Source organism: Roseovarius sp. MMSF_3281, from assembly GCF_030733685.1.
Taxonomy (GTDB): Bacteria; Pseudomonadota; Alphaproteobacteria; order Rhodobacterales; family Rhodobacteraceae; genus Roseovarius.
In genome coordinates, this window is record NZ_JASHIM010000001.1 from 367684 (window position 1) to 393930 (window position 26247).

The 26247-nt window shown below is 59.8% G+C and carries 26 protein-coding genes and 2 tRNA genes; 21 read left to right on the forward strand and 7 right to left on the reverse strand.

The genetic code is table 11. The annotated features are described in order from the left end of the window. Positions 1-56: 56 nt before the first annotated feature. On the reverse strand, positions 57-818 hold the full coding sequence (gene purC, locus RBB32_RS02065) for a phosphoribosylaminoimidazolesuccinocarboxamide synthase (protein WP_306151150.1): 762 nt from the start codon (positions 816-818) through the stop codon (positions 57-59). 170 nt (positions 819-988) lie between these two features. Between purC and RBB32_RS02070 the strand changes: the two genes are divergently transcribed. The 3 genes from RBB32_RS02070 (at position 989) to bmt (ending at position 4501) form a co-directional block, all read left to right on the forward strand. Continuing rightward, entirely contained in the window at positions 989-1306 is a 318-nt protein-coding gene (locus tag RBB32_RS02070) for a DUF1476 domain-containing protein (protein ID WP_306151003.1), read from the forward strand. Positions 1307-1961: 655 nt separating this feature from the next. Beyond that, positions 1962-3089, forward strand: a complete 1128-nt coding sequence (locus RBB32_RS02075; RefSeq protein ID WP_306151004.1) for a glycosyltransferase — start codon at positions 1962-1964, stop codon at positions 3087-3089. A gap of 401 nt (positions 3090-3490) precedes the next feature. Continuing rightward, a complete protein-coding gene (bmt, locus tag RBB32_RS02080) occupies positions 3491-4501 on the forward strand; it encodes a betaine--homocysteine S-methyltransferase (RefSeq protein ID WP_306151005.1) in 1011 nt (336 codons plus the stop codon). Here the strand turns inward: bmt and RBB32_RS02085 are convergent. After that, entirely contained in the window at positions 4498-5571 is a 1074-nt protein-coding gene (locus tag RBB32_RS02085; protein WP_306151006.1) for a PA0069 family radical SAM protein, read from the reverse strand. The genes bmt and RBB32_RS02085 overlap by 4 nt on opposite strands. 209 nt (positions 5572-5780) lie before the next feature. Here RBB32_RS02085 and RBB32_RS02090 point away from each other — a divergent pair, with 209 nt between their 5' ends. Beyond that, the gene (locus RBB32_RS02090; RefSeq protein WP_306151007.1) at positions 5781-6485 is read left to right on the forward strand and encodes a B12-binding domain-containing protein; all 705 of its coding nucleotides are present in this window, start codon (positions 5781-5783) and stop codon (positions 6483-6485) included. A 73-nt stretch (positions 6486-6558) separates the two neighbouring features. Next, complete coding sequence (locus tag RBB32_RS02095) at positions 6559-7212, forward strand: DUF1638 domain-containing protein (protein WP_306151008.1); 654 nt, start codon at positions 6559-6561, stop codon at positions 7210-7212. Between the two features lie 101 nt (positions 7213-7313). Here RBB32_RS02095 and RBB32_RS02100 read toward each other — a convergent pair whose 3' ends face one another. Next, on the reverse strand, positions 7314-7724 hold the full coding sequence (locus RBB32_RS02100) for a SufE family protein (RefSeq protein ID WP_306151009.1): 411 nt from the start codon (positions 7722-7724) through the stop codon (positions 7314-7316). 126 nt (positions 7725-7850) lie between these two features. Here RBB32_RS02100 and RBB32_RS02105 point away from each other — a divergent pair, with 126 nt between their 5' ends. Continuing rightward, positions 7851-8387 carry a hypothetical protein gene (locus tag RBB32_RS02105; protein WP_306151010.1) on the forward strand — a complete coding sequence of 179 codons (537 nt, stop codon included), beginning with the start codon at positions 7851-7853 and terminating at the stop codon, positions 8385-8387. A 6-nt stretch (positions 8388-8393) separates the two neighbouring features. Here RBB32_RS02105 and rnd read toward each other — a convergent pair whose 3' ends face one another. The 3 genes from rnd to purM all read right to left on the reverse strand — a co-directional run bounded on the left by rnd (position 8394) and on the right by purM (position 11278). After that, on the reverse strand, positions 8394-9551 hold the full coding sequence (gene rnd, locus RBB32_RS02110) for a ribonuclease D (protein WP_306151011.1): 1158 nt from the start codon (positions 9549-9551) through the stop codon (positions 8394-8396). A 93-nt stretch (positions 9552-9644) separates the two neighbouring features. Further along, the gene (gene purN, locus RBB32_RS02115) at positions 9645-10235 is read right to left on the reverse strand and encodes a phosphoribosylglycinamide formyltransferase (RefSeq protein ID WP_306151012.1); all 591 of its coding nucleotides are present in this window, start codon (positions 10233-10235) and stop codon (positions 9645-9647) included. Continuing rightward, entirely contained in the window at positions 10232-11278 is a 1047-nt protein-coding gene (gene purM, locus RBB32_RS02120; RefSeq protein WP_306151013.1) for a phosphoribosylformylglycinamidine cyclo-ligase, read from the reverse strand. Before purM ends, purN begins: the two co-directional genes overlap by 4 nt. 214 nt (positions 11279-11492) lie before the next feature. Here purM and RBB32_RS02125 point away from each other — a divergent pair. Then, positions 11493-11569: transfer RNA gene (locus tag RBB32_RS02125), tRNA-Ile, on the forward strand. Between the two features lie 24 nt (positions 11570-11593). Then, entirely contained in the window at positions 11594-11899 is a 306-nt protein-coding gene (locus tag RBB32_RS02130; RefSeq protein ID WP_306151014.1) for an SH3 domain-containing protein, read from the forward strand. Between the two features lie 13 nt (positions 11900-11912). Here the strand turns inward: RBB32_RS02130 and RBB32_RS02135 are convergent, their stop codons facing one another. Then, on the reverse strand, positions 11913-13202 hold the full coding sequence (locus RBB32_RS02135) for an ATP-binding protein (protein WP_306151015.1): 1290 nt from the start codon (positions 13200-13202) through the stop codon (positions 11913-11915). Positions 13203-13242: 40 nt separating this feature from the next. Here RBB32_RS02135 and RBB32_RS02140 point away from each other — a divergent pair, with 40 nt between their 5' ends. The 13 genes from RBB32_RS02140 to RBB32_RS02200 all read left to right on the forward strand — a co-directional run bounded on the left by RBB32_RS02140 (position 13243) and on the right by RBB32_RS02200 (position 25945). Continuing rightward, on the forward strand, positions 13243-14163 hold the full coding sequence (locus tag RBB32_RS02140) for an MBL fold metallo-hydrolase (protein WP_306151016.1): 921 nt from the start codon (positions 13243-13245) through the stop codon (positions 14161-14163). Positions 14164-14233: 70 nt separating this feature from the next. After that, positions 14234-14308: transfer RNA gene (locus RBB32_RS02145), tRNA-Asn, on the forward strand. An 843-nt stretch (positions 14309-15151) separates the two neighbouring features. After that, positions 15152-15355: a Flp family type IVb pilin gene (locus RBB32_RS02150; RefSeq protein WP_306151017.1), complete on the forward strand. Its 204-nt coding sequence runs from the start codon at positions 15152-15154 to the stop codon at positions 15353-15355. A 9-nt stretch (positions 15356-15364) separates the two neighbouring features. After that, positions 15365-16312: a Flp pilus assembly protein CpaB gene (gene cpaB / locus RBB32_RS02155; protein WP_306151018.1), complete on the forward strand. Its 948-nt coding sequence runs from the start codon at positions 15365-15367 to the stop codon at positions 16310-16312. Between the two features lie 120 nt (positions 16313-16432). Then, positions 16433-17677, forward strand: a complete 1245-nt coding sequence (locus RBB32_RS02160) for a type II and III secretion system protein family protein (RefSeq protein ID WP_306151019.1) — start codon at positions 16433-16435, stop codon at positions 17675-17677. Further along, positions 17674-18231, forward strand: coding sequence for a hypothetical protein (locus RBB32_RS02165; RefSeq protein WP_306151020.1), 558 nt, complete (start codon positions 17674-17676; stop codon positions 18229-18231). Before RBB32_RS02160 ends, RBB32_RS02165 begins: the two co-directional genes overlap by 4 nt. 17 nt (positions 18232-18248) lie before the next feature. Beyond that, positions 18249-19478 (forward strand): hypothetical protein, encoded by a 1230-nt coding sequence (locus RBB32_RS02170; protein WP_306151021.1) that lies wholly within the window; start codon positions 18249-18251, stop codon positions 19476-19478. Between the two features lie 3 nt (positions 19479-19481). Beyond that, a complete protein-coding gene (locus RBB32_RS02175; protein WP_306151022.1) occupies positions 19482-21029 on the forward strand; it encodes a CpaF family protein in 1548 nt (515 codons plus the stop codon). Next, positions 21026-21991, forward strand: a complete 966-nt coding sequence (locus RBB32_RS02180) for a type II secretion system F family protein (protein ID WP_306151023.1) — start codon at positions 21026-21028, stop codon at positions 21989-21991. Before RBB32_RS02175 ends, RBB32_RS02180 begins: the two co-directional genes overlap by 4 nt. Next, the gene (locus tag RBB32_RS02185; protein WP_306151024.1) at positions 21984-22934 is read left to right on the forward strand and encodes a type II secretion system F family protein; all 951 of its coding nucleotides are present in this window, start codon (positions 21984-21986) and stop codon (positions 22932-22934) included. Before RBB32_RS02180 ends, RBB32_RS02185 begins: the two co-directional genes overlap by 8 nt. A gap of 2 nt (positions 22935-22936) precedes the next feature. Further along, complete coding sequence (locus tag RBB32_RS02190; protein WP_306151025.1) at positions 22937-23350, forward strand: TadE/TadG family type IV pilus assembly protein; 414 nt, start codon at positions 22937-22939, stop codon at positions 23348-23350. After that, positions 23340-25073: a pilus assembly protein TadG-related protein gene (locus RBB32_RS02195; RefSeq protein ID WP_306151026.1), complete on the forward strand. Its 1734-nt coding sequence runs from the start codon at positions 23340-23342 to the stop codon at positions 25071-25073. The genes RBB32_RS02190 and RBB32_RS02195 overlap by 11 nt, the downstream gene beginning before the upstream one ends. An 89-nt stretch (positions 25074-25162) precedes the next feature. Continuing rightward, positions 25163-25945, forward strand: a complete 783-nt coding sequence (locus tag RBB32_RS02200) for a tetratricopeptide repeat protein (RefSeq protein ID WP_306151027.1) — start codon at positions 25163-25165, stop codon at positions 25943-25945. Positions 25946-26247 lie beyond the last annotated feature (302 nt).

A 26247-nucleotide genomic window follows, 5' to 3' on the forward strand; every position in this document is an offset into this window, starting at 1 on the left:
CATCTTCCCGTGTTTGCGTGGCGCGGGCGGCGCCGGTTGGCGGATTGGCGGCGCGATCAGTTGATCAACGTCGGTTTGGTCATCTGCGTGGTGTTCTTGGGCATGACACCAAGGCGGGTGGCGACCTCGGTATAGGCATCCGTCAGGCTGCCGAGATCACGGCGGAAGACATCCTTGTCCAGTTTCTCGCCGGTTTCGATATCCCACAGGCGGCAGCTGTCGGGGCTGATTTCATCGGCCACGATCAGGCGCATGAAATCGCCCTCGTAGACGCGGCCGATCTCGATCTTGAAGTCCACCAGCTTGATCCCGACGCCGTACATGACACCGGAGAGGAAATCGTTCACCCGCAACGCGAGGCTGAGGATGTCGTCCATGTCCTGCTGGCTGGCCCAGCCGAAGGCGGCGATATGTTCCTCGGTCACCAGCGGATCACCGAGTTTATCGTCCTTGAGGCAGTATTCCACGATCGGGCGCGGCAATTGCATGCCTTCGTCGATGCCAAGGCGCTTGGCCATGGAGCCCGCGGCATAATTGCGCACGATCACTTCGAGCGGGACGATTTCGCAACTGCGCACCAGTTGTTCGCGCATGTTGAGCCGTTTGAGGAAATGGTTGGGAATGCCGATGCTGGTCAGTCCCATCATGAAATATTCCGACAGGATGTTGTTGAGGACGCCCTTGCCCTCGATCACTGCCTTTTTCTCGGCATTATAGGCGGTTGCGTCGTCCTTGAAATACTGGACGACGGTGCCGGGTTCCGGCCCTTCGTAAAGCGTTTTCGCCTTGCCTTCGTAGATTTTCTTGCGCCGCGCCAATGCAGCCTCCGTCATTGACCGGGGATGAGTCCCGCGGGTCTTTGGCGCCCTCTTAGTGCATGAGGGGAAACGCCGCAAGATGGCTCAACATGCCATAGGGGCCTTGCGATCCGGGCCGCGGGGCGGCATATCTTGGCAAACTGCAACGCTGCACTAGGGGAAATGGCCCAATGACCACCTTCGACGATCGCGAATCCGCATTCGAAAACAAGTTCGCCCATGACGAGGAAATGAAATTCAAGGCCGAGGCCCGCCGTAACAAGCTTTTGGGCATTTGGGCGGCTGAGCTTCTGGGCAAGACCGGCGCGGATGCCGATGCCTATGCCAAGGAAGTCATCCTGTCGGATTTCGAAGAAGCCGGTCACGAAGATGTCGTGCGCAAGGTTGCCGGTGACCTTGGCGATCTGGCCGATGCCGACACCATCCGGGGCAAGATGGACGAGTTGCTGCGCGTCGCCAAGGAGCAGTTGGTGAAAGAGGCCGACTGAGCCGTGGAGCTGTTTTTGAATTTGGGACGGGCCGCGCCATAGCGCGGCCCGTTTTTTATCGCCACAATGCGCAATAACGAGCACCTGCTGGAGCCTGCATGACTGACACAGGTGCAAACTTCATACCAAACGCGGTTCAAAAGATCGGTGCCGCGGCGCTTGAATTGTACTTACCTGGATAAAATCAAGCAGCTCACTACCTGCAGCGTTTCGTGTAAAGCTGTGTTTTACAGTTTTGCCGAAACATTACAGGCAAGCCCCGAAACCAGCGTTTCAGCCATCCCTCTATTTGGTAGGGATCCCTCAAAAAGGCCTCAAGATTGCACAGTGTTGCCGCAAACCCAGATTATCCAAGACATCTGGGATAGTGTCTGGCAGTTTGATGAATGGTGACAAGATACATTCGTTTCACAAACAGTAGAGAGCGGTGCGTTCTGGAAGTGCGAGAAATGCCAATTCAGCGCCTTCGGTAACTGAAACAACTTCGTGCGAGTAATAGATAAAGTTTTGCTATGCTATTTATGAGGATGATCATAGGTGGAATGACTGCGAGCGTTGCACGGAAGACCCAAGCATTGGCGTGTATACCAAAAGGTCGCGCGAGACCGCTTCAGCCGTCCTGCGACATATCTTTCGAGGCGACGAGGGGGTACGCATGAATCCATTGATCAGATCCATTGCTGCTGCACCTTCAAAGCGCCGTAACAAAGCATTGCATCGCCTGATCTTTGGACGCGGTTTCAATCAAGATACTAATCGCCGCCTTTTGATCCTTTTTGAACCAAACCGGATATCCTACTCGTCAGTTTTCCCCTTCCTTGATTATGCGCCTGAGTTCCGCGCGCGCTACGATGCCGAGATCCGTTGCTTACCGGTTGATCAGGCACTGCAACAGGGCATCCCAAGTGGCCTATCGACGGCCACGCACATCATCGCGCAGACTTGGCTCACTAACCCAAAAGAACGGCATGAACAACTTGAGAGGCTCATAGCGAGCCTAACCAGCGGCGTGAGGTGGGCATATCTGGACAGCTTCGCCAATGCCGATATCCGCTGGGCTGGGATCTTTGAAAGTGCAGCTTTATACTACAAGAAATCACTATTTATAGATCACTCCGCGTTCACTCGGCCAAGCTATGGCCATACCAATCTCTCTGAGTACTATGGACGCCTCTACGGTCTCGAAGACGACATCACCGATTGGGGTGTGCCGCAATCGGTGCTTTCCAAGCTTCGTATTGCTCCGAATTTTCTGACGGATCCTGATCTGAGTGCTTCTCTGCTGACTGAACCCGCGGAACATGCGCCCGACAGGGAAATCGACCTGCATGCGCGCCTTGGTGGCGTCGGTGCAGACGGCTGGTATGGGGAAATGCGCCGACACGCCGCACGCGCGGTGGACGAGTTGAGCGGTCTTCGCGTTGCCAAGGGAACCGGCGTATCACGCCCTGTGTTCGCCCGGGAACTCGAACGCTCGAAGGCTTGTTTCAGCCCTTTCGGCTATGGCGAACTGTGTTGGCGGGACATCGAGGCGATCGCGGCCGGTTGCGTGCTTATAAAGCCGGATATGTCGCATCTGAGGACCGAGCCAGACCTTTTTCGAGACGGCGAAACCTATATCGCCTGTCGTTGGGATTTTGCGGATCTTGCAGACAAGCTTACCGAGATACTCGCGGATGATGAGAGAAGGCTCAGCTTGACAGCGAATGCAAAGCACATCGCAAAAACCTATCTTGAATCGGCTGGCCCGGTTTCGACCTATGCCGATCTTTTCGAAAGTTAATTCTCTGATCTAAGATTGATGCTGCTGAACTGACAGCACGTCACAGCAGACCATGGAAATTGGTCGGGCGGAAGAAACAGCCCTGCGTGTTTTGGACTTCGGCTGTGACCACTTGGCTTTATCGGCTTCGCACAGCTGAAATCATGTTCAAACATGCCTGAACCTGCCTAAAGCGGTCCGCCTTTAACCTGATGCATCAGCGAAAGGCGGAACGCGTGCAACGATTGAGCGGAGCACTGCGTTTCGCGAAAATCTGTGATTCAGGTTTTTCGCGAAACGCTTTAGGTGAAAGAAGCGCATGATCCTCATGCAATCTATGAATTTGCCTCACGCACCTACATATGACAGGAAGCATGAAACGGCGGGCGCAACCCCGCCTGAAACCGTTTGAAAGGCGCAACATGAGCAACGCACTCAGCAGAATGATGGAAAACCGCGACTGGATCCTGGCCGATGGGGCGACGGGCACGAACCTGTTCAACATGGGGCTGGAATCGGGGGATGCGCCCGAGTTGTGGAACGATGTGCACCCCGACCGGATCAAGAAGCTGTATACGCTGGCGGTGGATGCGGGCAGCGACCTGTTCTTGACCAATTCCTTTGGCGGCAATGCCGCGCGCCTGAAGCTGCATGGCGCGGAAAAGCGCGCGCGGGAGCTGTCGCGTATGTCGGCCGAGATTGGCCGCGACGTGGCCGATGCGCGGGACCGCGATATCATCGTCGCAGGCTCGGTCGGGCCGACCGGCGAGATCATGGCGCCCATGGGCGAATTGACCCATGAGATCGCCGTCGAGATTTTCCACGAACAGGCCGATGGCCTGAAAGAAGGCGGCGCGGATGTGCTGTGGCTGGAAACGATCAGCGCGCCCGAGGAATACAAGGCCGCCGCGGAGGCTTTCAAACTGGCCGGGATGCCGTGGTGCGGAACGATGAGTTTCGACACGGCGGGGCGTACGATGATGGGCGTCACCTCGGCCGATATGGTGACCATGGTCGACAAGCTTGACAACCCGCCGCTGGCCTTCGGGGCCAACTGCGGTGTCGGGGCCTCGGACCTGATGCGCACGGTCATGGGCTTTATCGCCCAGGGCACCGAGCGTCCGGTGATCGCCAAGGGCAATGCCGGGATTCCCAAGTATGTGGATGGGCATATCCACTATGACGGCACGCCCGAGTTGATGGCGGAATACGCGGTTCTGGCGCGCGATGCCGGGGCCACGATCATCGGCGGCTGCTGTGGCACCATGCCCGAGCACCTGTCGCATATGCGCGAGGCCCTGGAAAACCGCCCGCGCGGCGCGCGCCCGACACTGGAAGAGGTTGCCGAAAAGCTGGGCGGGTTTTCCTCGGCGGTCGATGGCACGGGCGAGGATGACACCCCCAAGCGCCGCACCCGCCGCCGCCGCGGTTAAAACAGGCTGAGTTGGTCGCCCGGTTTCGGGGGCGGCTTGAAGAGATCGCAGCGCAGCCTTGGCTGCGCGCGGTCAAGGCCCAGCCGTTTGGCCGCCAGATCGAAGCGTTGTGCGATCATCCGGGCATAGGTGCCGCTGCCACGCATCCGGCGGCCCCAATCGGCGGAATAGTCCTGCCCGCCGTGCATCTCGCGCACCCGCGCCATGACGCGGCCCGCGCGGTCGGGGTAATGGGCGGCCAGCCATTCACGAAACAGCGGCGAGACCTCCAGCGGCAGGCGCAGCATGATCCATGAGGCCGCCGTGGCCCCGGCGCCCTGCCCGGCCTTGAGCAAGGCCTCGATCTCGTGATCGGTCAGCCCCGGCACGACGGGCGAGGTCATCACCCGCACCGGCACCCCTGCCCCTGCCAGCCGTTCGATCACTTGCAACCGCCGCGCGGGCGACGGCGCGCGCGGCTCCATCCGGCGCGAAAGCCTGGGGTCGAGGGTGGTGAGCGATATGCCGACCCGGACCAAGCCGCGCCCGGCCATATCCGACAGAATATCCAGATCGCGTTCGATCAAGCTGCCCTTGGTGACGATGGCCACGGGATGATTGAAACGCTGCAGCACCTTGAGGCAGGCCCGGGTCACTTCATGGGTCTTTTCAACCGGTTGGTAAGGGTCGGTATTGGTGCCGATGGCAATGGGCGCCACCCGGTAGCGCGGCGCGCGCAATTCGCGGGCCAGGACCCGGGGCGCATCGGGACGGGCCACAAGGCGGGTTTCGAAATCAAGCCCCGCCGACAGGCCCAGCCAGGCATGGCTGGGGCGCGCGAAGCAATAGATACAGCCATGTTCGCAGCCCCGATACGGGTTGATCGAGCGATCGAATGGTAAATCGGGCGAACGGTTGTAGGTGATGATCTTGCGGGGTGTCTCCTCTCGCACCTCGGTGCGCAAGACGCTTTCGCCCGGCGCGGTCGGCTCAAAGCTGCGCGTCACCGCCTCGAAGCGGCCGGTGTCGTTGGACCCTGCCGCCCGGCCGGGGCAGCGCAGCGCGGGATCATGCGTAACCTTGTCTGACATGGCTCCAGACTGGAACAAATAGGGAACATACGCAACAACCCCGTATAGAACATGAAGGATTTTCGAGGGTATTGGCGCGCATAAGGCGTTAAAGGTCGGTAGCGACGCGGCCAGTGTCGCAATTCGGAAAGTTGGTCTGCGGCAAATTGACGAAAGCTGAAGCAGAGACAAACGCGCCGCTGGCGCCACAGGAATCAAGGAAACCGCTCATGTCTGATGAAGAAGACGACATCATCCTGTCGGAACTCGACGACGAGGAACTTGTCCAACAGATGTGGGACGACCTTTACGACGGTCTGAAGGAAGAGATCGAAGAAGGCGTCAATATCCTGCTTGAGCGCGGCTGGGCGCCCTACAAGATCCTGACCGAGGCATTGGTCGGCGGCATGACCATCGTCGGCAAGGATTTCCGCGACGGTATCCTCTTTGTGCCCGAGGTGCTTTTGGCCGCCAACGCCATGAAGTCGGGCATGTCGATCCTCAAGCCGCTGCTGGCCGAAACCGGCGCGCCGCGCGTGGGGTCGATGGTGATCGGCACCGTGAAGGGCGACATCCACGACATCGGCAAGAACCTCGTGTCGATGATGATGGAGGGCGCAGGTTTCGAAGTGGTCGATATCGGCATCAACAACCCGGTCGAAAACTACCTTGAGGCCCTGGAAGAGCATAAGCCCGACATCCTTGGCATGTCGGCCCTGCTGACCACCACCATGCCTTACATGAAGGTCGTGATCGACACGATGGTCGAACAGGGCCTGCGCGACGACTATATCGTTCTGGTGGGCGGCGCGCCCCTGAACGAGGAATTCGGCAAGGCCATCGGGGCCGATGCCTATTGTCGCGACGCGGCCGTCGCGGTGGAGACCGCCAAGGACTACTGCGGTCGCAAGCACAACCAGGGCGCCACGGGCTAAGGGCCGCAGGCCCCCACGGCTTTCCAAGCGGCCCGCCCTCGACGCGGGCCGTTTCTTTATTCAGGATGCGCAGATGACCGACCTGCCGGACGATACAACCCTGACCGAAGACGGCTTTTCCGAGGCCGGGTCAAACGGGCGCATCCTGCTGATTGCCTGTGGGGCATTGGCGCATGAAATCCTTGCGCTCAAGCGTCTCAATGGCTGGCACCACATGGATCTGCAATGTCTGCCCGCCAAATTGCACCTCTACCCCGAGCGTATCCCGCAGGCGGTGGAAGAATCCGTTACCGCGCATCGCGCCGTCTATGACCGTATCTTCGTGGTCTATGCCGATTGTGGAACCGGCGGGCTTTTGCAGGCGAAATGCGCCGCCCTGGGCGTGGAAATGGTGGAAGGCCCGCATTGCTATTCGTTTTTCGAAGGCAACGCGGCTTTTGCCGATCATGGCGAAGAAGAGGTCACCGCCTTTTACCTGACGGATTTTCTGGTCAAGCAATTCGATGCCTTTGTCTGGAAACCCATGGGGTTCGACCGCCACCCCGAACTGCGCGACATGATGTTCGGCAATTACACCAAGCTGGTTTACCAGGCGCAAACCGACGATCCCAAGCTGCGCGCCAAGGCCGAAGACTGCGCCGCGCGGCTTGGTCTTGCCTATGAATACCGCTTTACCGGCTATGGCGATCTGGCCGAGGCCCTTGAGGATCAGGCCGGGAAAACCTGATACCCTTCTTCTTTTTCCAAATATCCCGGGGTGTTCGAGGGGCAGCGCCCCTCATCCCAAGAAACCTGCGCGGCGCAGCCGCACCTTTTGGAAAGACCCGTTCAGGCCGCCTCAGAGGCCACGCTGCGAATGCGTTCGATCATGGCCCGCAATCCGTTGGAACGCTGCGCCGAGAGGTGATCGTTCAGCCCCAGGCGGGACAATTCACCCGGCGCATCCACCCTTGGCACCTCGGCGACCGGCAGGCCGTTGTAGAGCGCGCGCAAAACCGAGATCAGCCCGCGCACGATCATCGCGTCGCTGTCGCCTTCAAAGGAAAACAGCCCGCCTTCGATCCTGGGGTGAAGCCAGACCTGGCTGGCGCAGCCGTCGACCTTGGTCGCGGGCACCTTGAGGGCATCGTCCAGCGGCTCCATCGCCTTGCCGTGGTCGATGACATAGCGATAGCGGTCTTCCCAATCGTCAAGGAATTCGAAATCGGCAACGATATCTTCAAAGGCGTCCTGGGCCATGTCCTACTCCGGTCTGTCTTGGTCCAAGAGGTAAGCGTGGTGCATTGGAAGGTCCAGACCCAGCTTGCACCTTTTCAAAACCGGCGCGATAGGGTAGTCGGGATAAAAGACAAAAAGGCGGTTGCGATGCGGACCTTTCTTTCCCTTCTCGTGATTTCTTCGATGGCCTTGGCGGGCTGTAGCGGATGGCGCGATTCGCGGGCGAACCCTTCGAATTGGTTCGGCTCGGGCGAACCCCGCCGCGTGGTAAAATCCGATGGCAGCGAAGAGGTGAACCCGCTTATTCCCGAACGCACCGGAATTTTCGACCGCACGCCCGAAGACGAGGTTTATGAAGGCACCCCCGTCGATCAGGTGACGGCCCTGAGCATCGAGCCCACCCCCGGGGGCGCCATCGTGCGGGCCACGGGCCTGCCGCTGCGCCAGGAAGCCTTCGACGTGCGCCTTGTCGATGTCAACGCAGAGGATGCGGATGACGATTTGACACCGGTGGACGGGGTTTTGACGTTCCGCCTTTCGGCGGTGCAGTCACGCGTCGCCCCGCAAGGCCCCGAACGGACCCGCCGCGTTCATGTCGGGCGTTTCGTATCCGACCAGACCCTGGCGCAAACCCGTGTCATTCGCGTTGTCGCGGCGCGGAACGAACGTGTTTCGCGGCGCTGACGCCGTTTAAAGTTCGACGGTCCTGATTTCCCCGCCCTTGGCGGCCAGGGCGATCTTGCCCTCGCAAAGGCGCATGGCATCTTGTCCGAAGACATCGTTGCGCCAGCCGTGCAGCGCGGGCACATCGCGCAGGCCAGCCGAGAGTGCATCAAGGTCGGCCGCACTGGCGATGAGTTTCGATGCCACGCCGTAACTTTCGGTTTTCGCCTTCAGCAAAACACGAAGCAAATCGGCCAAGGCCGGGTTCACTTGCAGTTTCTCGCGGCTTTTGTCGGGTTTCGGCATTTTCTCGGGCGGGCAATTCAGCCCGGCCGCGACGGCCTGCAAAATGCCATCGGCCACATCGCCTTTCCGGGCCTCGCGCAAAAGCAGCCGCGACCGGGACAGATCCTTGTGCGAGGTGGGTTTGGTCGAGGCCAGTTCGACAAGCGCGTCATCCTTGAACACGCGGTTGCGCGGGATGTTGCGCGATTGGGCGTGGGCCTCGCGGAAACGGGCCAGTTCGCGGACGATCGCCAGAAACTTGGCCGAGGTATTGCGGGTTTTCACCCGTTTCCACGCCTCGTCGGGTTTGACCACATAGGTCTCGCCATCGGTCAGGCTTTGCAGTTCTTCCTCGACCCAGGCGGCGCGGCCGGTGTCGTGCAGTTTCTTGGCCAGGAACTCGTAAATCTGGCGCAGGTGGGTCACATCGGCGAGGGCATATTTCTTTTGCGCCTCGGTCAGCGGGCGGCGTGACCAATCGGTGAACCGCGAGCTTTTGTCGAGTTGTTGTTTGGCGATCTTGCGCACCAGGGTTTCATAGCCCGCTTGGTCGCCGAAGCCACAGACCATGGCCGCCACCTGTGTGTCGAACAGCGGTGTCGGGATGACGCCGGCATCGACATAGAATATCTCAAGGTCTTGCCGCGCGGCATGGAACACCTTGACCACCGAGCTATCCCGGAACAGCGCATAAAGCGGTTCAAGAGACAGGTCGTTTTCCAAGGGGTCAACCAGGACCGCGTTGCTTTCGTCCTTGCCCGGCATGGCAAGTTGAATCAGGCAAAGCTTGGAATAATAGGTTCGTTCACGCAGGAATTCGGTATCGACGGTGATGTAATCGTGCTGTGCAGCCTCGGTGCAGAAATTGGCAAGCTCTTGGGTCGTTGTCAGGGTTTTCATGTAAAGCTTTTCTAATCTTTGTGGCATGGGGTCTTCGCGGCGCCCGTTCACCCGGTATAGGCAAAGACGCGGGCAATGGGAATGGCCCCTGCCCTAAAGGTTGATCGCGGTCCGATCCCCTTGGGCGAAGCGCTGCAGGACCGCCGGGTAAAGCTTGTGTTCTTGGATCAGGACCCGGGCCGCCAGTGTCTCGGGCGTGTCATCGGGCAGGATCGGCACCCGGGCCTGGCCAAGGATAGGGCCATCATCGAGTTCCGGCGTGACCTCGTGCACGGTGCATCCGGCCTCGGAATCGCCGGCCTCGATCGCGCGGGCGTGGGTGTTGAGGCCACGGTATTTCGGCAATAGCGAGGGGTGGATATTGAGCATCCGGCCCTTGAAGGCGTCGATGAAAACCGGGGTCAGGATTCGCATGAAACCGGCCAGGCAAAGAATATCCGGCTGATAAGGATCAATCGCGGAAATAATTGCCTTTTCAAAGGCTTCCCGATCACCTTTAAAGTCGCGGTGATCGACAACCCCGGTCGCGACGCCGCGTGCTTGCGCCTTGGCCAGCCCACCGGCCCCGGCGCTATTGGCCAGCACGACCGCGGGCCGCGCCGGGTGATCGCCTGTCATGCTATCCACCAGCGAGACCATGTTGGACCCGCCGCCGGAAATCAGGATGGCGACCCGTTTGGTCACGCAAGCGCCCCGGTATAACGGACGCCCTCGCCCGTGGTGACGGTGCCCAGCTTCGACACGGTTTCGCCTTCGACTTCCAGCAGGGTCACAAGGTCTTTCACATGGTCGGGTTTGACCACGAGGATCATGCCGATACCGCAGTTGAAGGTCTTGAGCATCTCCGCCTCGGCCATGCCACCGGTGGCTTGCAACCACTTGAAAACAGGGGGCAATTCCCATGTGGAAAGATCTACATCCGCGCCCAGATCATCCGGCAGGACGCGCGGCAGGTTCTCGGTCAACCCGCCGCCGGTGATATGGGCCAAGGCATGCACGCCCCCGGCCTGGACAGCGGCAAGCGCCTGTTTGACGTAAAGCCGTGTGGGGGTCAGCAGGGCCGCGCCGAGGGTGCCCTCGGCCCATGGGCAATCGGCATCCCATCCGAGGCCGGACATCTCGACCAGTTTACGCACTAGCGAATAACCGTTGGAGTGGATACCATCGCTGGCCAACCCCAGAAGGATATCGCCCTCGGCCACATCGGCGGGCAGGTCCGCGCCGCGTTCCATGGCGCCCACGGAGAAGCCCGCCAAATCAAAATCGCCTTCGGGGTACATGCCCGGCATTTCCGCCGTTTCGCCACCAATCAGGGCACAGCCCGACAATTCACAGCCCTTGGCGATACCTTCGATGATCCGCGCCGCCGTGTCGGTTTCAAGTTTGCCGGTGGCGAAATAATCGAGGAAAAACAAGGGTTCAGCCCCTTGGCAGACCAGATCGTTGACGCACATGGCCACAAGATCGACGCCCACGCCATCGACATTGCCGGTATCAATCGCGATGCGCAGCTTGGTGCCCACCCCATCGGTCGCGGCGACCAGCACAGGATCGGTATAGCCTGCGGCCTTGAGATCGAAGAGCGCGCCGAAACCGCCCAGCCCAGCCATGACACCGGGGCGGTTGGTACGCTTGGCGGCGGGTTTGATCCGGTCGACAAGGGCGTTGCCCGCGTCGATATCCACGCCCGCATCCGAATAGGTGATGCCGTTCTTGCCCTCGGTCATGTCCAAGCCCTTTGCCGTATCCTATGGGCGCGGGATTAGCCCAAGTGAGGGGCGAAGAAAAGCGCCTTGCGGGGCACGGGGCCGCGAATCGCGGATAACGCGTTGAAACGCCGCGAAAATGCCCTGTCGTGACCGTATCCGGGGAGGAATGGCCCAACTGTATGTGCTGGCTGCTTGACCGACCTGCCCCATCTGCTAATGACGGTCACAGGTCGGGCCTGTAGCTCAATTGGTTAGAGCAGAGCGCTCATAACGCTTTGGTTGGGGGTTCGAGTCCCTCCGGGCCTACCAATTATTACCAAGCGGGAAGATGTCATGCGCAAAACAGCCCTGTCCCTTGTCGCGATTGCCTTGCTCTCGGCTTGTGCGGAGACGACACCAGCGGCCTTGGTTCAACAAGACCTTCGTGAGGTTTTTGGTGTTGAAGAGGGTGATATGCTGAAGCTGCGGGCCGGGCCCGGAACGGGGTTTGACACGATTGTCGGCCTGCCCAACGGTACGATGCTGCGCGTGCGGGACTGTTCCCGAAATGGCGGCACGCGGTGGTGCGAGGCCGCATTGGACCGGGCGCCGGGGCTGCGCGGCTATGTGTCGGAAACCTATCTGCGAACGCCTGGCTGACTGGTGCCGGGTATCATCGCCCGATGACAATATCCGCCTTTAGCCCGCCCAGACGGGTGCTTTGCCCAAGGCGCAGCGTGCCGCCGTGGGCGCGGGCAATGTCGAGGGCGATGGACAGGCCAAGCCCCACGCCGGTGCCGGTGTTCTGATTGCGGGCGGGATCGAGGCGGGCGAAGGGTTTCATGGCCTCTTCGCGTTGTTCGGGCGGGATGCCGGGGCCATCATCCTCGACCCGGATGCGCAGGGTCTTGTCAGTGATCAGCACCGAAACATCGGCCCGGGTGCCATAGCGGGTGGCATTGCCGATGAGATTTTCCACCGCGCGACGGATGGCGCCCGCGCGCAGGGCCACCTGCCCCGCGCCTTCGACAAGGGCAAGGGTGGCGGGAACCTCGGCGCGTTGGAAATCCTCGATGATCTGGGAGACAAGGGCGACGGGATCGACCGGCTCGGGCTCGCCTTCCTGTGCGCCCCGGGCAAAGGCGAGGAATTCGTCCAAGAGCCTCTCCATATCGGCGACGTCCTGTTCCAAGGCGTCGCGATCCTCGTCCTCCAGCATGCTGAGGCCCAGTTTGAGGCGGGTAAGCGGCGTGCGCATATCGTGACTCACGCCAGACAGCATCAAGGTGCGCTGTTCGATCTGTCGCTCGATCCGCGCGCGCATGTCGAGAAAGGCATTCCCGGCGGCGCGAACCTCGTTGGCGCCGGCAGGGCGATAGGTGACATGCCGGCCCCGGCCAAAGGCCTCGGCGGCACGGGCAAGGCGCGTGATTGGACGCAGTTGGTTGCGCAGGTAGAAATAGGCCACCACGGTCATCAGCCCGCCGAATACGACCATGTTGACCAAGAGTTGGTGCGGATTGGAGGCCGAGACCCGGCGGCGGTCGAAACTGAGCCTGAGGGCGCCTTCGGGGCGGTCGAAATAAAGGTGAACCGCGTGATCGTCGGGCAAATCAACGGCGACGAGGCTTGGCAGCAATTGATCGAAGTAACGGATCACGAAACGCCCGGTGAAATCGTACCAGCGGCGGCTGTCGCTTTCGGGTAAATCGCCGGGGGTGATCGGAACGGCCTCGATTTCAAGAGTGCGGGCGATTGCGCGCGCTTCGGCCCCTTCTTCCAGAATCAGCAAGACCTCGCGGCTGACCGAGCGGGTCATCTGTTCGGTGACGCCTTCGAAATGGCGTTGGATGAAGACCACCGAAACCACCAAAAGCACGCTGATCACGGGCAAAAGCAGGATCAGGATGGCGCGGCCATAGAGGCTGCGGGGCAGATAGGGTTTGAGCCAGCGAAACGACATGCGCTAAGCCTAGCGGTGAGGCACGGCAAGAGGAAGGGCCATGGCAGAGCAAAGCGCGTTTGATCCACCCGTCGGGGTGGCCGAGGATTTGGGCGGGGTGCGGCGGATCCTGGCGCCCAACCCCTCGCCCATGACCTTTCGGGGGACGAACACCTATTTATTGGGGGCACGTGACCTTGCGGTGATTGACCCCGGCCCCTTGGACGAGGCGCATCTGGAGGCCATTCTGGGCGCGGTCGGGCCGGATCAGCGGATCAGCCATGTGTTCGTGACCCATGCGCATTTGGATCATTCCCCCTTGGCCGAAGTTCTGGGCCGTGCCACCGGCGCGCCGGTTCTGGCCTATGGCGGGCCGCAAGCCGGGCGCAGCGCGGTCATGGATGCCTTGGCTGAAAGCGGTTTGTCGGGCGGGGGCGAAGGCGTGGATGCCGGGTTTGCCCCGGATCGGACGCTGGCGGACGGCGACGTGATCGAAACCGAGGAGTGGCGCCTCAAGGCACATTGGACGCCGGGGCATTTCGGCAATCACATGTGTTTCGAGGTGGGCGGGATGCTGTTCACCGGCGATCTGGTCATGGGCTGGGCCAGTTCCATGGTCTCGCCCCCCGATGGGGATTTGACGGATTTCATGGCATCTTGCCGGCGGATGCAGGCCTTGGGCGCCAAGGTGATGCATTCGGGTCATGGTGCCCCGATCAAGGACCCGGCCGCCCGGTTGGATTGGTTGATTGCACATCGCGAGAGCCGCGAGGCGGATATTCTGCGTGCCCTGCAAGCGGGCGCCGCGACAGCGCAAGAGCTTGCCACGGCCATTTATACGGAAACACCCCCTGCCCTTATTCCGGCGGCCACCCGCAACGTTCTGGCCCATTTGATTGATTTGGCAGGAAAAAACCAGGTTCACAGCCTTGACCGTTTGAGCCGTGACAGCCGTTTTACGCTTGGGCCCGGAGCGGGCTGAGCGCGCGACAATTTTTTGTCAAAAACCCTCTGGACGGGGGAGGAACCTATTGCTATATCCGCGCTCATGTTCCGGCGTAGCTCAGCGGTAGAGCAGTTGACTGTTAATCAATTGGTCGTAGGTTCGATCCCTACCGCCGGAGCCATATCCACCCTAACGTGTTGATATGTATGAGAAAAAGAAAGTGACTCCGCTCACTTTCGGGTTCTCACTTGGATTCGCCTCACTGGCGTCTCGCAAAAGGTTCACAAAGCACTGGTTGCGAAACGTTTCATACGTGATGGCCTCACCATTGAGATCCACTTTGACACAACAAAAATATCCCTACTGCAAACGGAATCGATCCTATTTTCGTCGGCGGGTTCCAGGGTTATCCACATTTCGGTCTCCAATATTCTTTCAAGTTGTGACGCTCCCATAGCGAATTTGTCCGATTGCGCGTCCTTTCGTTCCAAAGAAAGAAACTCTTAATCAAACCATGGGATCAAACACCAAGTTATCACATGGCTACGCTTCGCTCTCAGCAGGTTTCGTCCTGAACCAACGGCAAAGAGGCTTGTAAAAGTCCTGCTCGCGGGAGTTGAGCGGGTAGTTCCGACTGCCTCACCGCCCGTGAGATCTAGTGGCGATCATTGCGAATCATAGACACGGAAAAGATGAAAACGCGCACCTCATGCCTCAAAGCCAATATGTTCTTTTGGAGATATCTAAACAAACCTAAGTTTATTTCAAATATAACCTTAAGTTTATTCGGGTGATGATTTTTGCTCTCACATGGTCAAAATGTAGTCTTATCTTAACCTTTTCCCCCTCTCCATATTGTCATGATCAAATTGATGTGTGCAGCTAGAAGCGGCGTGATGAGCGGGATTAGTTAGATAGCCTCAGTTCTTCACGGTGCCTTGAAAAGAAAACTGCGTCGTTCGCAACACAGACCGTATCCGGTGAGATGGAGCGAGCCAGATTTAGAGAACCTTAGGAGACACCAATGCTGAATCTTTATGTCAAAGCCAAGTCCGCGCTTATCCGTTTCCAGCGCGATGAAGAGGGGGCAACCGCAATCGAATACGGCTTGTTCGCGGCACTGATCGCGGCTGCCATCGTTGGGGTCGTAAGCCAGCTAGGAGATCAGGTTGTGACCGGCTTCGACACTGTATGCCAAGAACTTAATAATGGAACGGCCTGCTCCTGAGTGTAAGCCATGCTTTCACGCCTTGGACTTTCCGGACGCGGCCTTTTGGTTGTTGCAACGTCCTTTGCCGGAGCTGCCGCGGTAGCTTGGGTCGGCTTGGATCGCGATGAAACAGCGATACAGGCTCGCCCAAGCCCCGACATCACGGCCCAAGCCGCAGCGCCCCCCGCCGCGGCAACACTCTCGATCCTGTCCACGACCAATACGATCGAGGCGGGAACCCGGATCGCGCCGGATGAGATCACTCAGATCACGATGGTCCAGTCACCGGGAACAAGGGACCTTGTCTCGGACACCCCCGAGAACCGCCAAGCGCTATCGGACAGGATCGCACATCGTACCATTCCTGCCGGAACGCCATTTGTGATCACCGATCTGCAGCCGACCCCGGTATCGCGCCCCGCGGTTAAGTCGGTCAGCGGTACGGCCGCCCTGCTGACCCCCGGAATGCGCGCGATATCCCTGCCAGTAACCACCGAAATGGCGGTCGCCGGCCTGATAACCCGCGGAGATCGCTTGGATATTCTGGTAACCTACGACGTGCCGGACAACATCCGCGCGGTCCGTACAGTGCTGCAGAATGTCCGCGTGATCGCCACGGATCAAACCACCGAAGTCTCGCACGAGACACCGGAATCGGCGCCCAAGACGGTGACGCTGGAGCTTCCTCCGGAAGGTGCAAAAGTGCTCGCACTTGCAATGCGGACCGGCAACCTTGTCCTGGTGTTGAGCCCTGCCGACGGCGGCGATCATCCGGTCATCGCGGATGACGAGCCGATCCTCTCAAGCCAAATTTCGGACAACAGTCTCTCGGGCACGGCCCCGGCGAGCAAAAGCGTTCGCATCATACGCGGAGCGGTGAAAAGCGATACCGTCATGATCCCAACCGGATCAACAGGAGAGAGAGGCCCCGGGTCAAACGCTTCGAACGTCATGACAGTCACTCCAACCAATTAGGTCAAACTGAAAATGCTGCTCCATCTCTTAAAACGAATTTGCCCACCCTCCCCTACTGTCCTCGCTTTCCTGGTCGTGACGGTGCTTTTACAAATCCCCGGCACCGCCCCGGCCCAAACCGTGATTGCGAGCCAAGGGCGGGCGATCGACCTGTTCACCGGTGAAGGAAAACTGGTCAAGCTCGATGCGCCTGTCGAAACTGTATTCCTTGCCGACCCTTCTATCGCCGACATCGAACTGAAATCACCGAGCCTTCTTTACATTTACGGTAAGGCGACGGGGGAAACCACGCTATTTGCCATCGGCGCGGGAGAAGAGGTGACGCTTAGCAGTTCAATCGAGGTCACGCTGAACATCGATGCTTTGCAACGCGCCGCGAAAGCCGCCGTAAGGGGTAACCGTTATGCAGTATCGCAGGTCGGAAACGCAGTAGTTCTGAACGGCAACGTGACGACGATAGGCGATGCCCAACGCCTGGAAGACGTAGTCAAAAGGCTGGCCGGAGACACGGTAACTGTTGTCAATGGCCTGTCTCTCGATACACCGGCACAGATCAACCTGCAGGTGAAGATCGCCGAGGTATCCCGCACGATCGCCGAGGGGCTGGGTGTCACATGGAGCACCCTTTCCGGTAACGGCTTGAACGGGGGTGCCGGGATCAACGGGGGATATGCGCTTGCCACCAGCCTGAGAGACGGCAGCTTTCAGGCCAGCGTGACGCTGGAAGCCCTCAAGGAAGAGGGGTTGGCCTCGATCCTCTCCGAACCCAACCTGACGTCTCGCTCAGGCGACAAGGCCAGTTTCCTTGCCGGCGGGCGTTTCCCATATCGGATTATCGATGAGGACGGTCGTGAGAGCGTTCAGTTCGAACCCTACGGGGTCGAGCTTGAGTTTCTGCCGAAAGTACAGCGAGCGGACCAGATCCAGCTGAATGTGCGAACCAGCATTCGAGAGCTTGATTTTTCGGGCGGCGCCGAGGACCGGCCGAAAATCCTCGAACGCAGCGCCTCGACCACCATTGAAGTCGGCAGTGGCCAGAGCTTTGCCATCGCCGGGCTATTCAAGGCCACATCACAACAGGACGTCGAGAAAGTGCCGGGCCTTGGCGATGTGCCCGTGCTGGGCGCCCTGTTCAAATCGACAAGATACCAGAAAGGCGAGACCGAGTTGGTCATCATCGTAACCCCCTACATCGTGGAGCCGACAGCGCCGAAAAGCATGAGAACACCACTCGACGATTTCGCCACCACGAACAGCATTCAACGTAACATCATGGGACAACTCAGCCTGGGCGTTCCGGTTAGCAAGGATGGGGCTGTCTCGGTTAACAGCATCAACGGCAAAGCGGGGTTCTTGTTGCAATGAGGTTCCCGATTCATTCCTTGCGTAAACCGCTGATTTTCGCCCTCTTGACGGGCATACTGTCGGCCTGTGAAACGCCCGAACCCGATCTTGGTGTTGTGAACCGGCTGTCGTCCACCTACGTAGAGGCGCAGCACGAGTACCGCTTTGCTCGGAACGCCGCTTCGCTCAGTGGCACGGAACGTAGCAAGATTGCAAAGTTCCTTCATGAGTCCGCCCCGCGCGAGGGCGACTCCCTTATCGTCACGATCCCATCCAGTGGCCTGGCCCGTGTGGATTCCAGCCGCATGCGGACAATGCGGGCAGCCCTCGCTTTGGTTCCCTCGCGCAAGACCTTCAACATGACGGAAAATTTCGGCGCGCGACCGAAACCAGCCACCGGCACCGGCATTCTGCGGCTGGTCCGCCCAAGCGGAATAGATGCCGATTGCCGACCCGGGCTCGACGCACTCGGCTGCGCCAATGCGTCGAACCTTTCCGCGATGGTTCATCAACCCGGCGACGTGCTTGGCCCCCGGGCCACCGCCAGAATAGCCCATCGCCAGGCAGCGCCGTAGCCAGAGGAGACAGCACCGTGAATCGCCCCATGCTGACAACAGCGCCCCCGACCAGCGACAGAAAGCTGGAGGCCTTCGTTTCCTCGGAAGAGGGCAAGAGCGCTGTTGACCAGCTCGTTCAAAAATCCGGCACACATCTCGCAGCATCCATTCATTCAGGCACCCTGGCAACCGCCGCACGCATGGTGGGGATCACGCAATTCGGCGATCTGGTGATTGCCGAGCTGGGCGAAGAACCATTGGCAAACAGCCTTGAGGCAATCCACGAGATCGCCAATGACGGCGTAGAGTTGATCCTGCTCGGACGACAGGACGATATCGCCACCTATCGCGCCCTGATCGCGGCGGGTGCCCGAGACTACCTTGTGCTGCCGCTTGCGGAAACGACCGACTTTCCCGGACTGCCGCAACAGCAGCCCACCATTGCGCCGGAGCCACCGGCCCGGACCGGCAGGGTCATCGCGGTTTGCGGTGTTTCAGGCGGCACCGGGGCAAGCCTGCTGTCCTCCAACCTTGCCGTCGCCCTGATGAAAGAGACAGACCGCGACAGCCCGGAAACACGCCTGGCGGATGTCGCCCTGCTCGATGCCGACCTCGGTTTCGGCACGGTCGCGATCGACTTGGATATCGAACAAACGCAGGGATTGCTTGATGCGCTTGTCGCACCGGAACGGATCGACAGCACCTTCCTGACCTCCACCATGGCAGAGCCGCTTCGTGGCCTGCGCGTTTATTCCGCCGAGGCGTCGGAAACGAAGGAAATATCGCATTCCGAAGCGGGCCTGCCTGAATTGCTTCGGCACCTCCGGCGCGAATGTTCCAACACGGTTGTCGACCTTCCGCGCAACCTGATGACGGGAAATTCCCCCCTTCTCAACGAGGTTGACGACGTTGTTTTCGTGATGTCTCCGGGGTTCGCTTCCGTGCGGGCCTGCGGACGGCTGATCGACCTTCTGAAAACCCGCCAGACGCCCCCGCGCCTCTGGCCGGTTCTGTCGCATACCCGCCGTGATGCCGGTCTCAAACCATCTGAAATCACGTCGGTCCTGGACTGCCCAATCACATTCGAACTGCCGTATTGCGCGGCAGACCTTGCCCGCGCCTCGGTCAAAGGCCAACCGTTACAGAAACTCGCCCCGCGCAGTGCATACGCACGCAAGGTATCGGCGCTTGCAAAAAGTGTCTCGGCCCCACGAGTGCCCGCCAAGCCCGCCCGCCGGACGTTTTTCAAGCGCAAGGGAGGCTGAGCCATGTCCCAAGCTCCCGACCTGGAAGCCCCTTCACTGGACGATATCCGTGCATCCATCCGCGAACGCCTTTTGATAACGGAGCATTCCGGGGCCTCGCCCGACCTGCATGCCATCAGCAACGCCATCGACTGGTACGAACACTCAACCGGGCAGTCCCTGCCCCGCGACCTGCAACGCGCGTTAATGAGGCAATTGGCCCCCCTCGCCGCCGGTACCGAGCTGCCGCCACCGCCAGACAGCGCGCACACTATCACCCAGACCGTGTATATGCCCGAATTCGCCAACCGGCTCACCGGGCTTTTCCACCAGATCGTGCCGGAGGCGATGGCCCTTCTGGATTTGCGCGCATTGGCCGAACAACCCGCCGAGGCGCAACGCTCGACCATCCGCGAGGCCGTGCTGAGCGTCAGCCGGAGTCGACGGTTGGACCTTAATGGCGCGGAAACCAGCGAACTCGTCAGCCATGTCGTGGACGATATGCTGGGTTTCGGACCGTTGGAGCGACTGCTTGCCGATGAAGGTGTAACGGATATCATGGTCAACGGACCGCACCAGGTGTATGTCGAACGCAACGGGCGGCTTGAACTTACCGATATCCGCTTTCGCGATGACCAGCATGTCCTCAACATCGCGACGCGCATCGTTTCGGAGGCCGGGCGGCGGGTGGATGAAACGACACCGCTAGTCGATGCGCGCCTGTCCGACGGCAGCCGGATCAACGTCACCATTCCACCGCTTGCCATCGACGGCCCCACGATGACGATCCGGAAATTTCCGAAAGATGACCTGAAGCTCGATGACCTGGTTGCCCGCAAGGGCCTGTCGTCCGGGATGGCCGAGTTTTTGCGGCTCGCAACCAGGATGCGGCTTAACATTCTGATCTCGGGCGGGACCGGATCCGGCAAAACCACCCTGTTGAACGCGATTTCACGGGAAATCTCGGTTTCCGAGCGTATCGTCACGATCGAGGATGCCGCGGAACTGCGCCTGCAACAGCCGCATGTGGTGCGACTTGAAACGCGGCCCGCCAATATCGAGGGATCGGGCGAGGTTGTCATGCGTCAATTGTTTCGCAACGCCCTGCGGATGCGGCCCGACCGGATAATCATCGGCGAGGTGCGCAGCGACGAGGCATTGGACCTTCTGCAGGCGATGAACACGGGACATGACGGCTCGATGAGTACGCTTCACGCCAACAACCCGCGCGAGGCGCTCACCCGAATGGAGAACATGATCGCCATGTCCGGCGTCAACCTGTCGCCCGAATTCGTTCGGAACCAACTCAAGAACGCCATCCACCTGATTGTTCAGATCGCGCGGATGCGCGATGGTGTCCGCCGAGTCGTCTCGATTTCCGAGGTCGTCGGTTTTGACGGCAATGTCGTGAACATGCAGGAACTTTTCCGGTTCCGCCATGAGGCGAGCCAGGCCTCCGATACCGTCAACGGCGCTTTTGAAACCACCAGGATAATGCCGAGTTTTCTTGACCGGGCGGCCGAACATGGCCTGGAACGCACCCTGCGCGCGACTTTGGAGCGGGGGACATGACAAAGGTTCAATTGATCGGGTTTATCCTTACGTTTGCCATCTGCATGAGTGTTGGCCTGTTACTACTGAAGTTGCTGGATCGGGCCCGGCGCATCCGGCGCATCCGCCTTGCCCGCTATAGCGCCGATCACCCGAACGCTTCGACAGACGTGGTTCAACAACGCCTTCAGGCCGGTCAGAAGAATGATGGCCTGCGCGATGCGCGCGCCGGCTTTTCCGGAACGCTTGAAAGGCGGCTCATCGGCGCAGGGGTGCCAATGTCGGCCAGATCGGCCTGCACCGTGATTGCCTTGTTCGCCTTGTTCATTTCCGGCGGGATCGCCTTGGCCGGTATCCTGCCGCTTCCCTTTGCCGTGCTGCTCGGCCCGGTTGCCGGTTGGGTCCTATTTAACATCTTTCTGGACATGCGCCGGGCGCGGCGCGTGCGGGTCTTCAACGACGCGCTGCCCGAATGCCTTGATATGTTCGCCCGCGGCTTGCGCTCGGGCCAGACGATCACCGCCTCCGTGGGCGTGGTCGCACATCATTCAACCGGTATCGCACGTGAAGAATTCCAGCGGTGCCGGGAAGAACTGCGCCTAGGGATGACGTTACACTCAACGCTTTCCTCCATGGCCGAGCGGATCGGCTCGCCCGAAGTCCGCTTTATCGCGGTTGCCACCAGCCTTCAGGCCGAGACCGGTGGCAACCTGGTCGAAACCCTGGAAAACCTTGCTGCGCTGCTGCGCGACCGGCATAAATTGCGCAAGAAGGCCGCGGCCCTTTCGGCGGAAACCCGGATCAGCGCCGTTATCCTTTCCGGCCTGCCCTTCGCCATCGCGGCAACGCTTCTTGTGATCAACCCGAACTACTTGCTGCCATTGTTCGAGGACCCGCGAGGCCGGACACTCACCCTGGTTGGGTTGTTGAGCCTGGGTGCCGGTATTTTCAGCATGTACAGACTGTCAAAGATCGATGCCTGAAACGTCACTTTTCTTGCTGGTAGCCGTGATTGTCCCGATCATGATCGTCGGACAACTTTACATCTTGTCACGGCTCGATCACCGGGCGCGGCTTGCGCGGTTGGCCCGTAGTGTCGGCGCAATGCACACCGGACCGGTGAAACCGGCGGGGGCCGCACCCTTCGCGTATCTGGGAAATGCACTGAACCGGATCGCGGCACTGACCGCTGAACGCTTTTCCGTCGTGAAAGGCGGCGAGGCGGAAAGCTCGGCCGCCCTCCTGCGTGCCGCGGGGTTCCGCAGCCGCGATGCGGTCCTGATCCATGCCTTCCTGAAACTTGTCCTGCCACTTCTCGGCGCGGGGCTGGCGGCGCTTTGGCTTTATATCGGCGGAAACCTGACCCCCATGACAGGCACGATCTGGATCTGCGGCGGGGCGCTGGCGCTATCGAAGGGGCCCGACCTTTTCCTTGCCTATCGTCGCAACAAACGCCTGGAAAGTGTCCGCCGCAATTTTCCGGACATGCTGGAATTGCTGGTCATCGCAAGCGAGGGCGGGCTCGCCCCCGGCGCCGCACTCTCCCGCGTCAGCCGGGAGATGAATGTCAGTTGCCCGCCGCTGGCACTTGATATGCAACATCTCGTGATCGAACTGGGCGTTCTGCCGGACCGGACCATCGCCTGGCATAATCTTGAAGATCGCCTGCCATTGCCCGAAATATCCGTTTTCGTGAATGCCCTCTTGCAAGCCGAACGTTATGGCACCCCGTTCTCCGGTGCGCTTCGCACCCTGATGCAAGAGGAACGCGCGTCGCGGCTCCTCAAGATCGAGGAAAAGGCGGGGCGGGTGCCCGCGCTGATGACGATCCCGCTGATTGCCTTCATCATGCCCGCCTTGTTCGTCGTCCTGATCGGCCCGGCCGCCCTCAATATCCTTGATAACATCATGAACGGAGCATTCTGAACATGCGTATCGTCCGAGAATTCGTTCATGATGAAAGCGGCGCCACGGCTGTCGAGTTCGCACTGATCCTGCCGCTTTTGCTGTCCATCGTCTTCGGCATCATCTGTTTTGGCCAGTTTTTCGCCATCGCCAACAGCCTGCAGCAGCTTTCGGCCGAGGCCGCCCGCGCATCGGTTACGGAAATAACCATGGCTGACCGGGAGACCACCGCGAGGGCCTTTATCGACAACGCCGGTGAGCGTTTTTCCTTTCTCGGCGGGGGGAATATCGACCCGACGGTTACCCCGTTCGAAGATCCCCCGGCAATCGAGGTAAGCCTTGAATACGATCTGGCCGGTTCGGCTGTCGAGATCGCATCCGGTTTCCTTGGCCTGAACATCGGGTCGATCACGCGGAGCAGCTATCTTGCGTATTAGACCGTTCCTCATCCGTTTCCGCCGCGATGAAAACGGCGCGGTCGCCGTGTTGGTTGGGCTTCTACTGGTCGTCCTGATAGGTTTCCTGGCCATCGGGGTGGATATAGGCGCTCTTTATTACCAGCAAAAAACGTTGCAGACGCGCGCCGATCTCGCGGCGGTCACGGCGGTGATGAACCTTGATGATGCGCCCGCGACGGCAGCCGAGAGCACGGTCACCGAAAACGGCCTTGATGCCGCTGCCCTTGGCGACCTGTCCTATGCCCACTATGATCGCGACAGCACATTAACGCCCGAGGCACGGATCACGGCGCGCGACCTTGGCGATGCGGATGTGAACGCCGCGACAACCAGCTTGCAGAAAAGCGCTCCGCTCTACTTTGCCTCGACCTTCCTGCCGACGGGCAGCACGACCCTTTCCGCGACGGCTACCGCCGCCCGGCTTGACCTGGCCTCTTTCACGCTCGGCTCTCGCCTGCTGGCCCTCGACACCACCGACTCTGCCGTTCTCAATGCCCTTCTGGGCACGGCCCTCGGGTCGCCGGTATCGCTCGACCTGGTCGACTACGAGGCGCTTGCCGATACCTCGATCGACCTTCTGACATTCACCGATGCACTGGCCACCCGTGCCGACCTGACCGCACTGAGCTATGAGGAGATCCTCAATAGCAACATCAACCTCCCCGATATCGCCGGGGCGCTGCTGGATACAGGGTTGGTCGCCGGCAGCACGGATGTGCTGACCACGGTGTTGAATTCCGGGGCCACGTCCCTTCTGAATGCCTCCGATCTCATTGCCCTCGATGGCGACAATGCCGATTTGTGGCTTGATGATGTCCTGCCCACCATCGAAGTCACCGCCCTCGACCTGCTGGTGGCCTCGGTCGACATTATCAACGAAGACGCCTTGATCGACATCGGTGTCGGCATTCCCGGGCTGGCCTCGGCCTCGGTCGTCGTCGGGGAACGTCCGGTGGGATCGGGCTGGATCATCATCGGCGAGCGCGACACGACGCTGCATACCGCGCAAGTGCGGTTGAAACTGCGCGTGGCGCTGAATCTTGTCGGTCTCGCGTCGGTAGATTTACCGCTTTACCTTGAGATTGCCGGTGCCACTGCCACGCTGACCAGGGCCAACGCCTGCGGCACGCCTGATCCTTCGGATGTGGTGGCCGTATTCGACACCGGTTCCGACGCGATGGCAGGCGGCCACGGCAACCAGGTTGCCAAGCTTTATATCGGTGATCTCGTCGGGAAATCTTTCGAAGATACCTCGACCTATTTTACCGCCAATGATTTTGAACCCGTTAAACTCGTGGACGTTCTCGGGCTCCTCGGCGTCCCCATCGCGAGGGTGGACATCAAGGCATATAGTTCGGTCGGGGCCACCCCCACGGAAAGCACTGAATTCACATATGATGAAATCGGCGAAACGAAAACTTACGGTTCCGGGACGTTGCTGACCACGGCCCTCTCTACCCTGCTTGCCCCACAGGACAATCCGGGCATGGAAGGCGCCCATATCGACGTTACCGTTCTGGGCCTCGGCCTTGGGTCCATCACCGACCTTTTGCTAACACTGGTCTATCCCATCCTCGATGCCTTGTTATCCCCCCTCGACGTTTTGGTCGACAGGTTGCTCAGTGCGCTTGGCATCGGGATCGGTGAAGCCGACCTTACATTGAACGGCGTAAGTTGCGGGGGGGTCATGCTCGTACGATGATACAATTTACAAATCCGCTGCCCGCCCGTTCCTTTCTTTCGCCGACCTTTCGAACAGGAGACCTTCTTTTGCAACACCTGTCTGCTCTCATGCGCCCCCTACTCTTGTTACTTATGGCATCGGTCGTTTCCGCCTGCAGCCTGAAGACACCGGAACCATCGGCTCCTCGGCCAGAGACCATTCATTCCGAGGATCTGCGGCTGGCTCAAGCAACCGCCAAGGCAGGTGATTACACAACCGCTGCGCAATTGTTCGAAAAGGTACTTGCCAAACAACCGGATTCGGTGCCCGCGTTACTTGGCGCGGGGGATGTCTATGGCCGTATGGGGCAAAACAGCCGCGCGGAATCCGTTCTTTCAAGAGCCCATGAACTTGCCCCGAAAAACGTGAAGGCCCTGACAATCCTTGGCCGGGTGAAACTCGCCCAGAACCAGTATCCTGCAGCCCTGGAAACATATAACAAGGCGCTGCGTATCGACCGGCGCAGCATCCCCGCCTTGACCGGCAAGGGCGTCACCCTGGATGCCATGTCGCGGCATGCCGACGCGCAGGCCGTGTATCGTGAGGGGCTATCGGTTTATCCGACGAATTTCATTCTGCGCAGCAACTATGCACTCTCGCTCGCGATTTCCGGTGACATGGCGAAAGGAACGGCCATTCTCCAAGAACTGGTGCGGGACCCGAATGCAGCACCGCATGTACGTGGCAACCTGGCGCTGGTATATGGCCTGGCAGGACGAAACAACGATGCGCGTGCCACGCTCGCCTCCGACCTGTCGGAATCCCAGATCGAGGATAACCTCACTATCTATCGGGCCCTTCGGAGGATGATGCTCGAAGATAAACCGATCGGCGCCCTGGTTTTCGTCTGAGGAATTACAGGAAGACAAAGCATTTCGTGCAATGCAGCAGAACGCTCAATCAATGCGCGCATTGCTTTGTGCCGTGTTTGAACCTCTGAGGCTCTGCTCTGTCCTTCGATTGGAATAACCTCCCTGAAAGAGGTTCATCAACCGGGGTGTATTTGTCCTGGAATTTGGAGGATCGGCGATGGCTGGCAAACGAGAGAGGGCAGAAGAGCTTGTATCGAAGCTTCGGCAGCTTTTGTCCTGCTCTCAGGGTCGGCTGGTTCGGGGATCTCACTGTGGCGGAGGGATTAAAGCCTTGACCAATG

Excerpts from the sequence above, each read along its gene's own strand:
- RBB32_RS02070 (WP_306151003.1), top strand. The coding sequence starts at position 989 with ATGACCACCTTCGACGATCGCGAATCCGCATTCGAAAACAAGTTCGCC.
- RBB32_RS02075 (WP_306151004.1), top strand. The coding sequence starts at position 1,962 with ATGAATCCATTGATCAGATCCATTGCTGCTGCACCTTCAAAGCGCCGT.
- bmt (WP_306151005.1), top strand. The coding sequence starts at position 3,491 with ATGAGCAACGCACTCAGCAGAATGATGGAAAACCGCGACTGGATCCTG.
- RBB32_RS02085 (WP_306151006.1), bottom strand. The coding sequence starts at position 5,571 with ATGTCAGACAAGGTTACGCATGATCCCGCGCTGCGCTGCCCCGGCCGG.
- RBB32_RS02090 (WP_306151007.1), top strand. The coding sequence starts at position 5,781 with ATGTCTGATGAAGAAGACGACATCATCCTGTCGGAACTCGACGACGAG.
- RBB32_RS02095 (WP_306151008.1), top strand. The coding sequence starts at position 6,559 with ATGACCGACCTGCCGGACGATACAACCCTGACCGAAGACGGCTTTTCC.
- RBB32_RS02100 (WP_306151009.1), bottom strand. The coding sequence starts at position 7,724 with ATGGCCCAGGACGCCTTTGAAGATATCGTTGCCGATTTCGAATTCCTT.
- RBB32_RS02105 (WP_306151010.1), top strand. The coding sequence starts at position 7,851 with ATGCGGACCTTTCTTTCCCTTCTCGTGATTTCTTCGATGGCCTTGGCG.
- rnd (WP_306151011.1), bottom strand. The coding sequence starts at position 9,551 with ATGAAAACCCTGACAACGACCCAAGAGCTTGCCAATTTCTGCACCGAG.
- purM (WP_306151013.1), bottom strand. The coding sequence starts at position 11,278 with ATGACCGAGGGCAAGAACGGCATCACCTATTCGGATGCGGGCGTGGAT.
- RBB32_RS02130 (WP_306151014.1), top strand. The coding sequence starts at position 11,594 with ATGCGCAAAACAGCCCTGTCCCTTGTCGCGATTGCCTTGCTCTCGGCT.
- RBB32_RS02135 (WP_306151015.1), bottom strand. The coding sequence starts at position 13,202 with ATGTCGTTTCGCTGGCTCAAACCCTATCTGCCCCGCAGCCTCTATGGC.
- RBB32_RS02140 (WP_306151016.1), top strand. The coding sequence starts at position 13,243 with ATGGCAGAGCAAAGCGCGTTTGATCCACCCGTCGGGGTGGCCGAGGAT.
- RBB32_RS02150 (WP_306151017.1), top strand. The coding sequence starts at position 15,152 with ATGCTGAATCTTTATGTCAAAGCCAAGTCCGCGCTTATCCGTTTCCAG.
- cpaB (WP_306151018.1), top strand. The coding sequence starts at position 15,365 with ATGCTTTCACGCCTTGGACTTTCCGGACGCGGCCTTTTGGTTGTTGCA.
- RBB32_RS02165 (WP_306151020.1), top strand. The coding sequence starts at position 17,674 with ATGAGGTTCCCGATTCATTCCTTGCGTAAACCGCTGATTTTCGCCCTC.
- RBB32_RS02175 (WP_306151022.1), top strand. The coding sequence starts at position 19,482 with ATGTCCCAAGCTCCCGACCTGGAAGCCCCTTCACTGGACGATATCCGT.
- RBB32_RS02180 (WP_306151023.1), top strand. The coding sequence starts at position 21,026 with ATGACAAAGGTTCAATTGATCGGGTTTATCCTTACGTTTGCCATCTGC.
- RBB32_RS02185 (WP_306151024.1), top strand. The coding sequence starts at position 21,984 with ATGCCTGAAACGTCACTTTTCTTGCTGGTAGCCGTGATTGTCCCGATC.
- RBB32_RS02190 (WP_306151025.1), top strand. The coding sequence starts at position 22,937 with ATGCGTATCGTCCGAGAATTCGTTCATGATGAAAGCGGCGCCACGGCT.
- RBB32_RS02200 (WP_306151027.1), top strand. The coding sequence starts at position 25,163 with ATGCGCCCCCTACTCTTGTTACTTATGGCATCGGTCGTTTCCGCCTGC.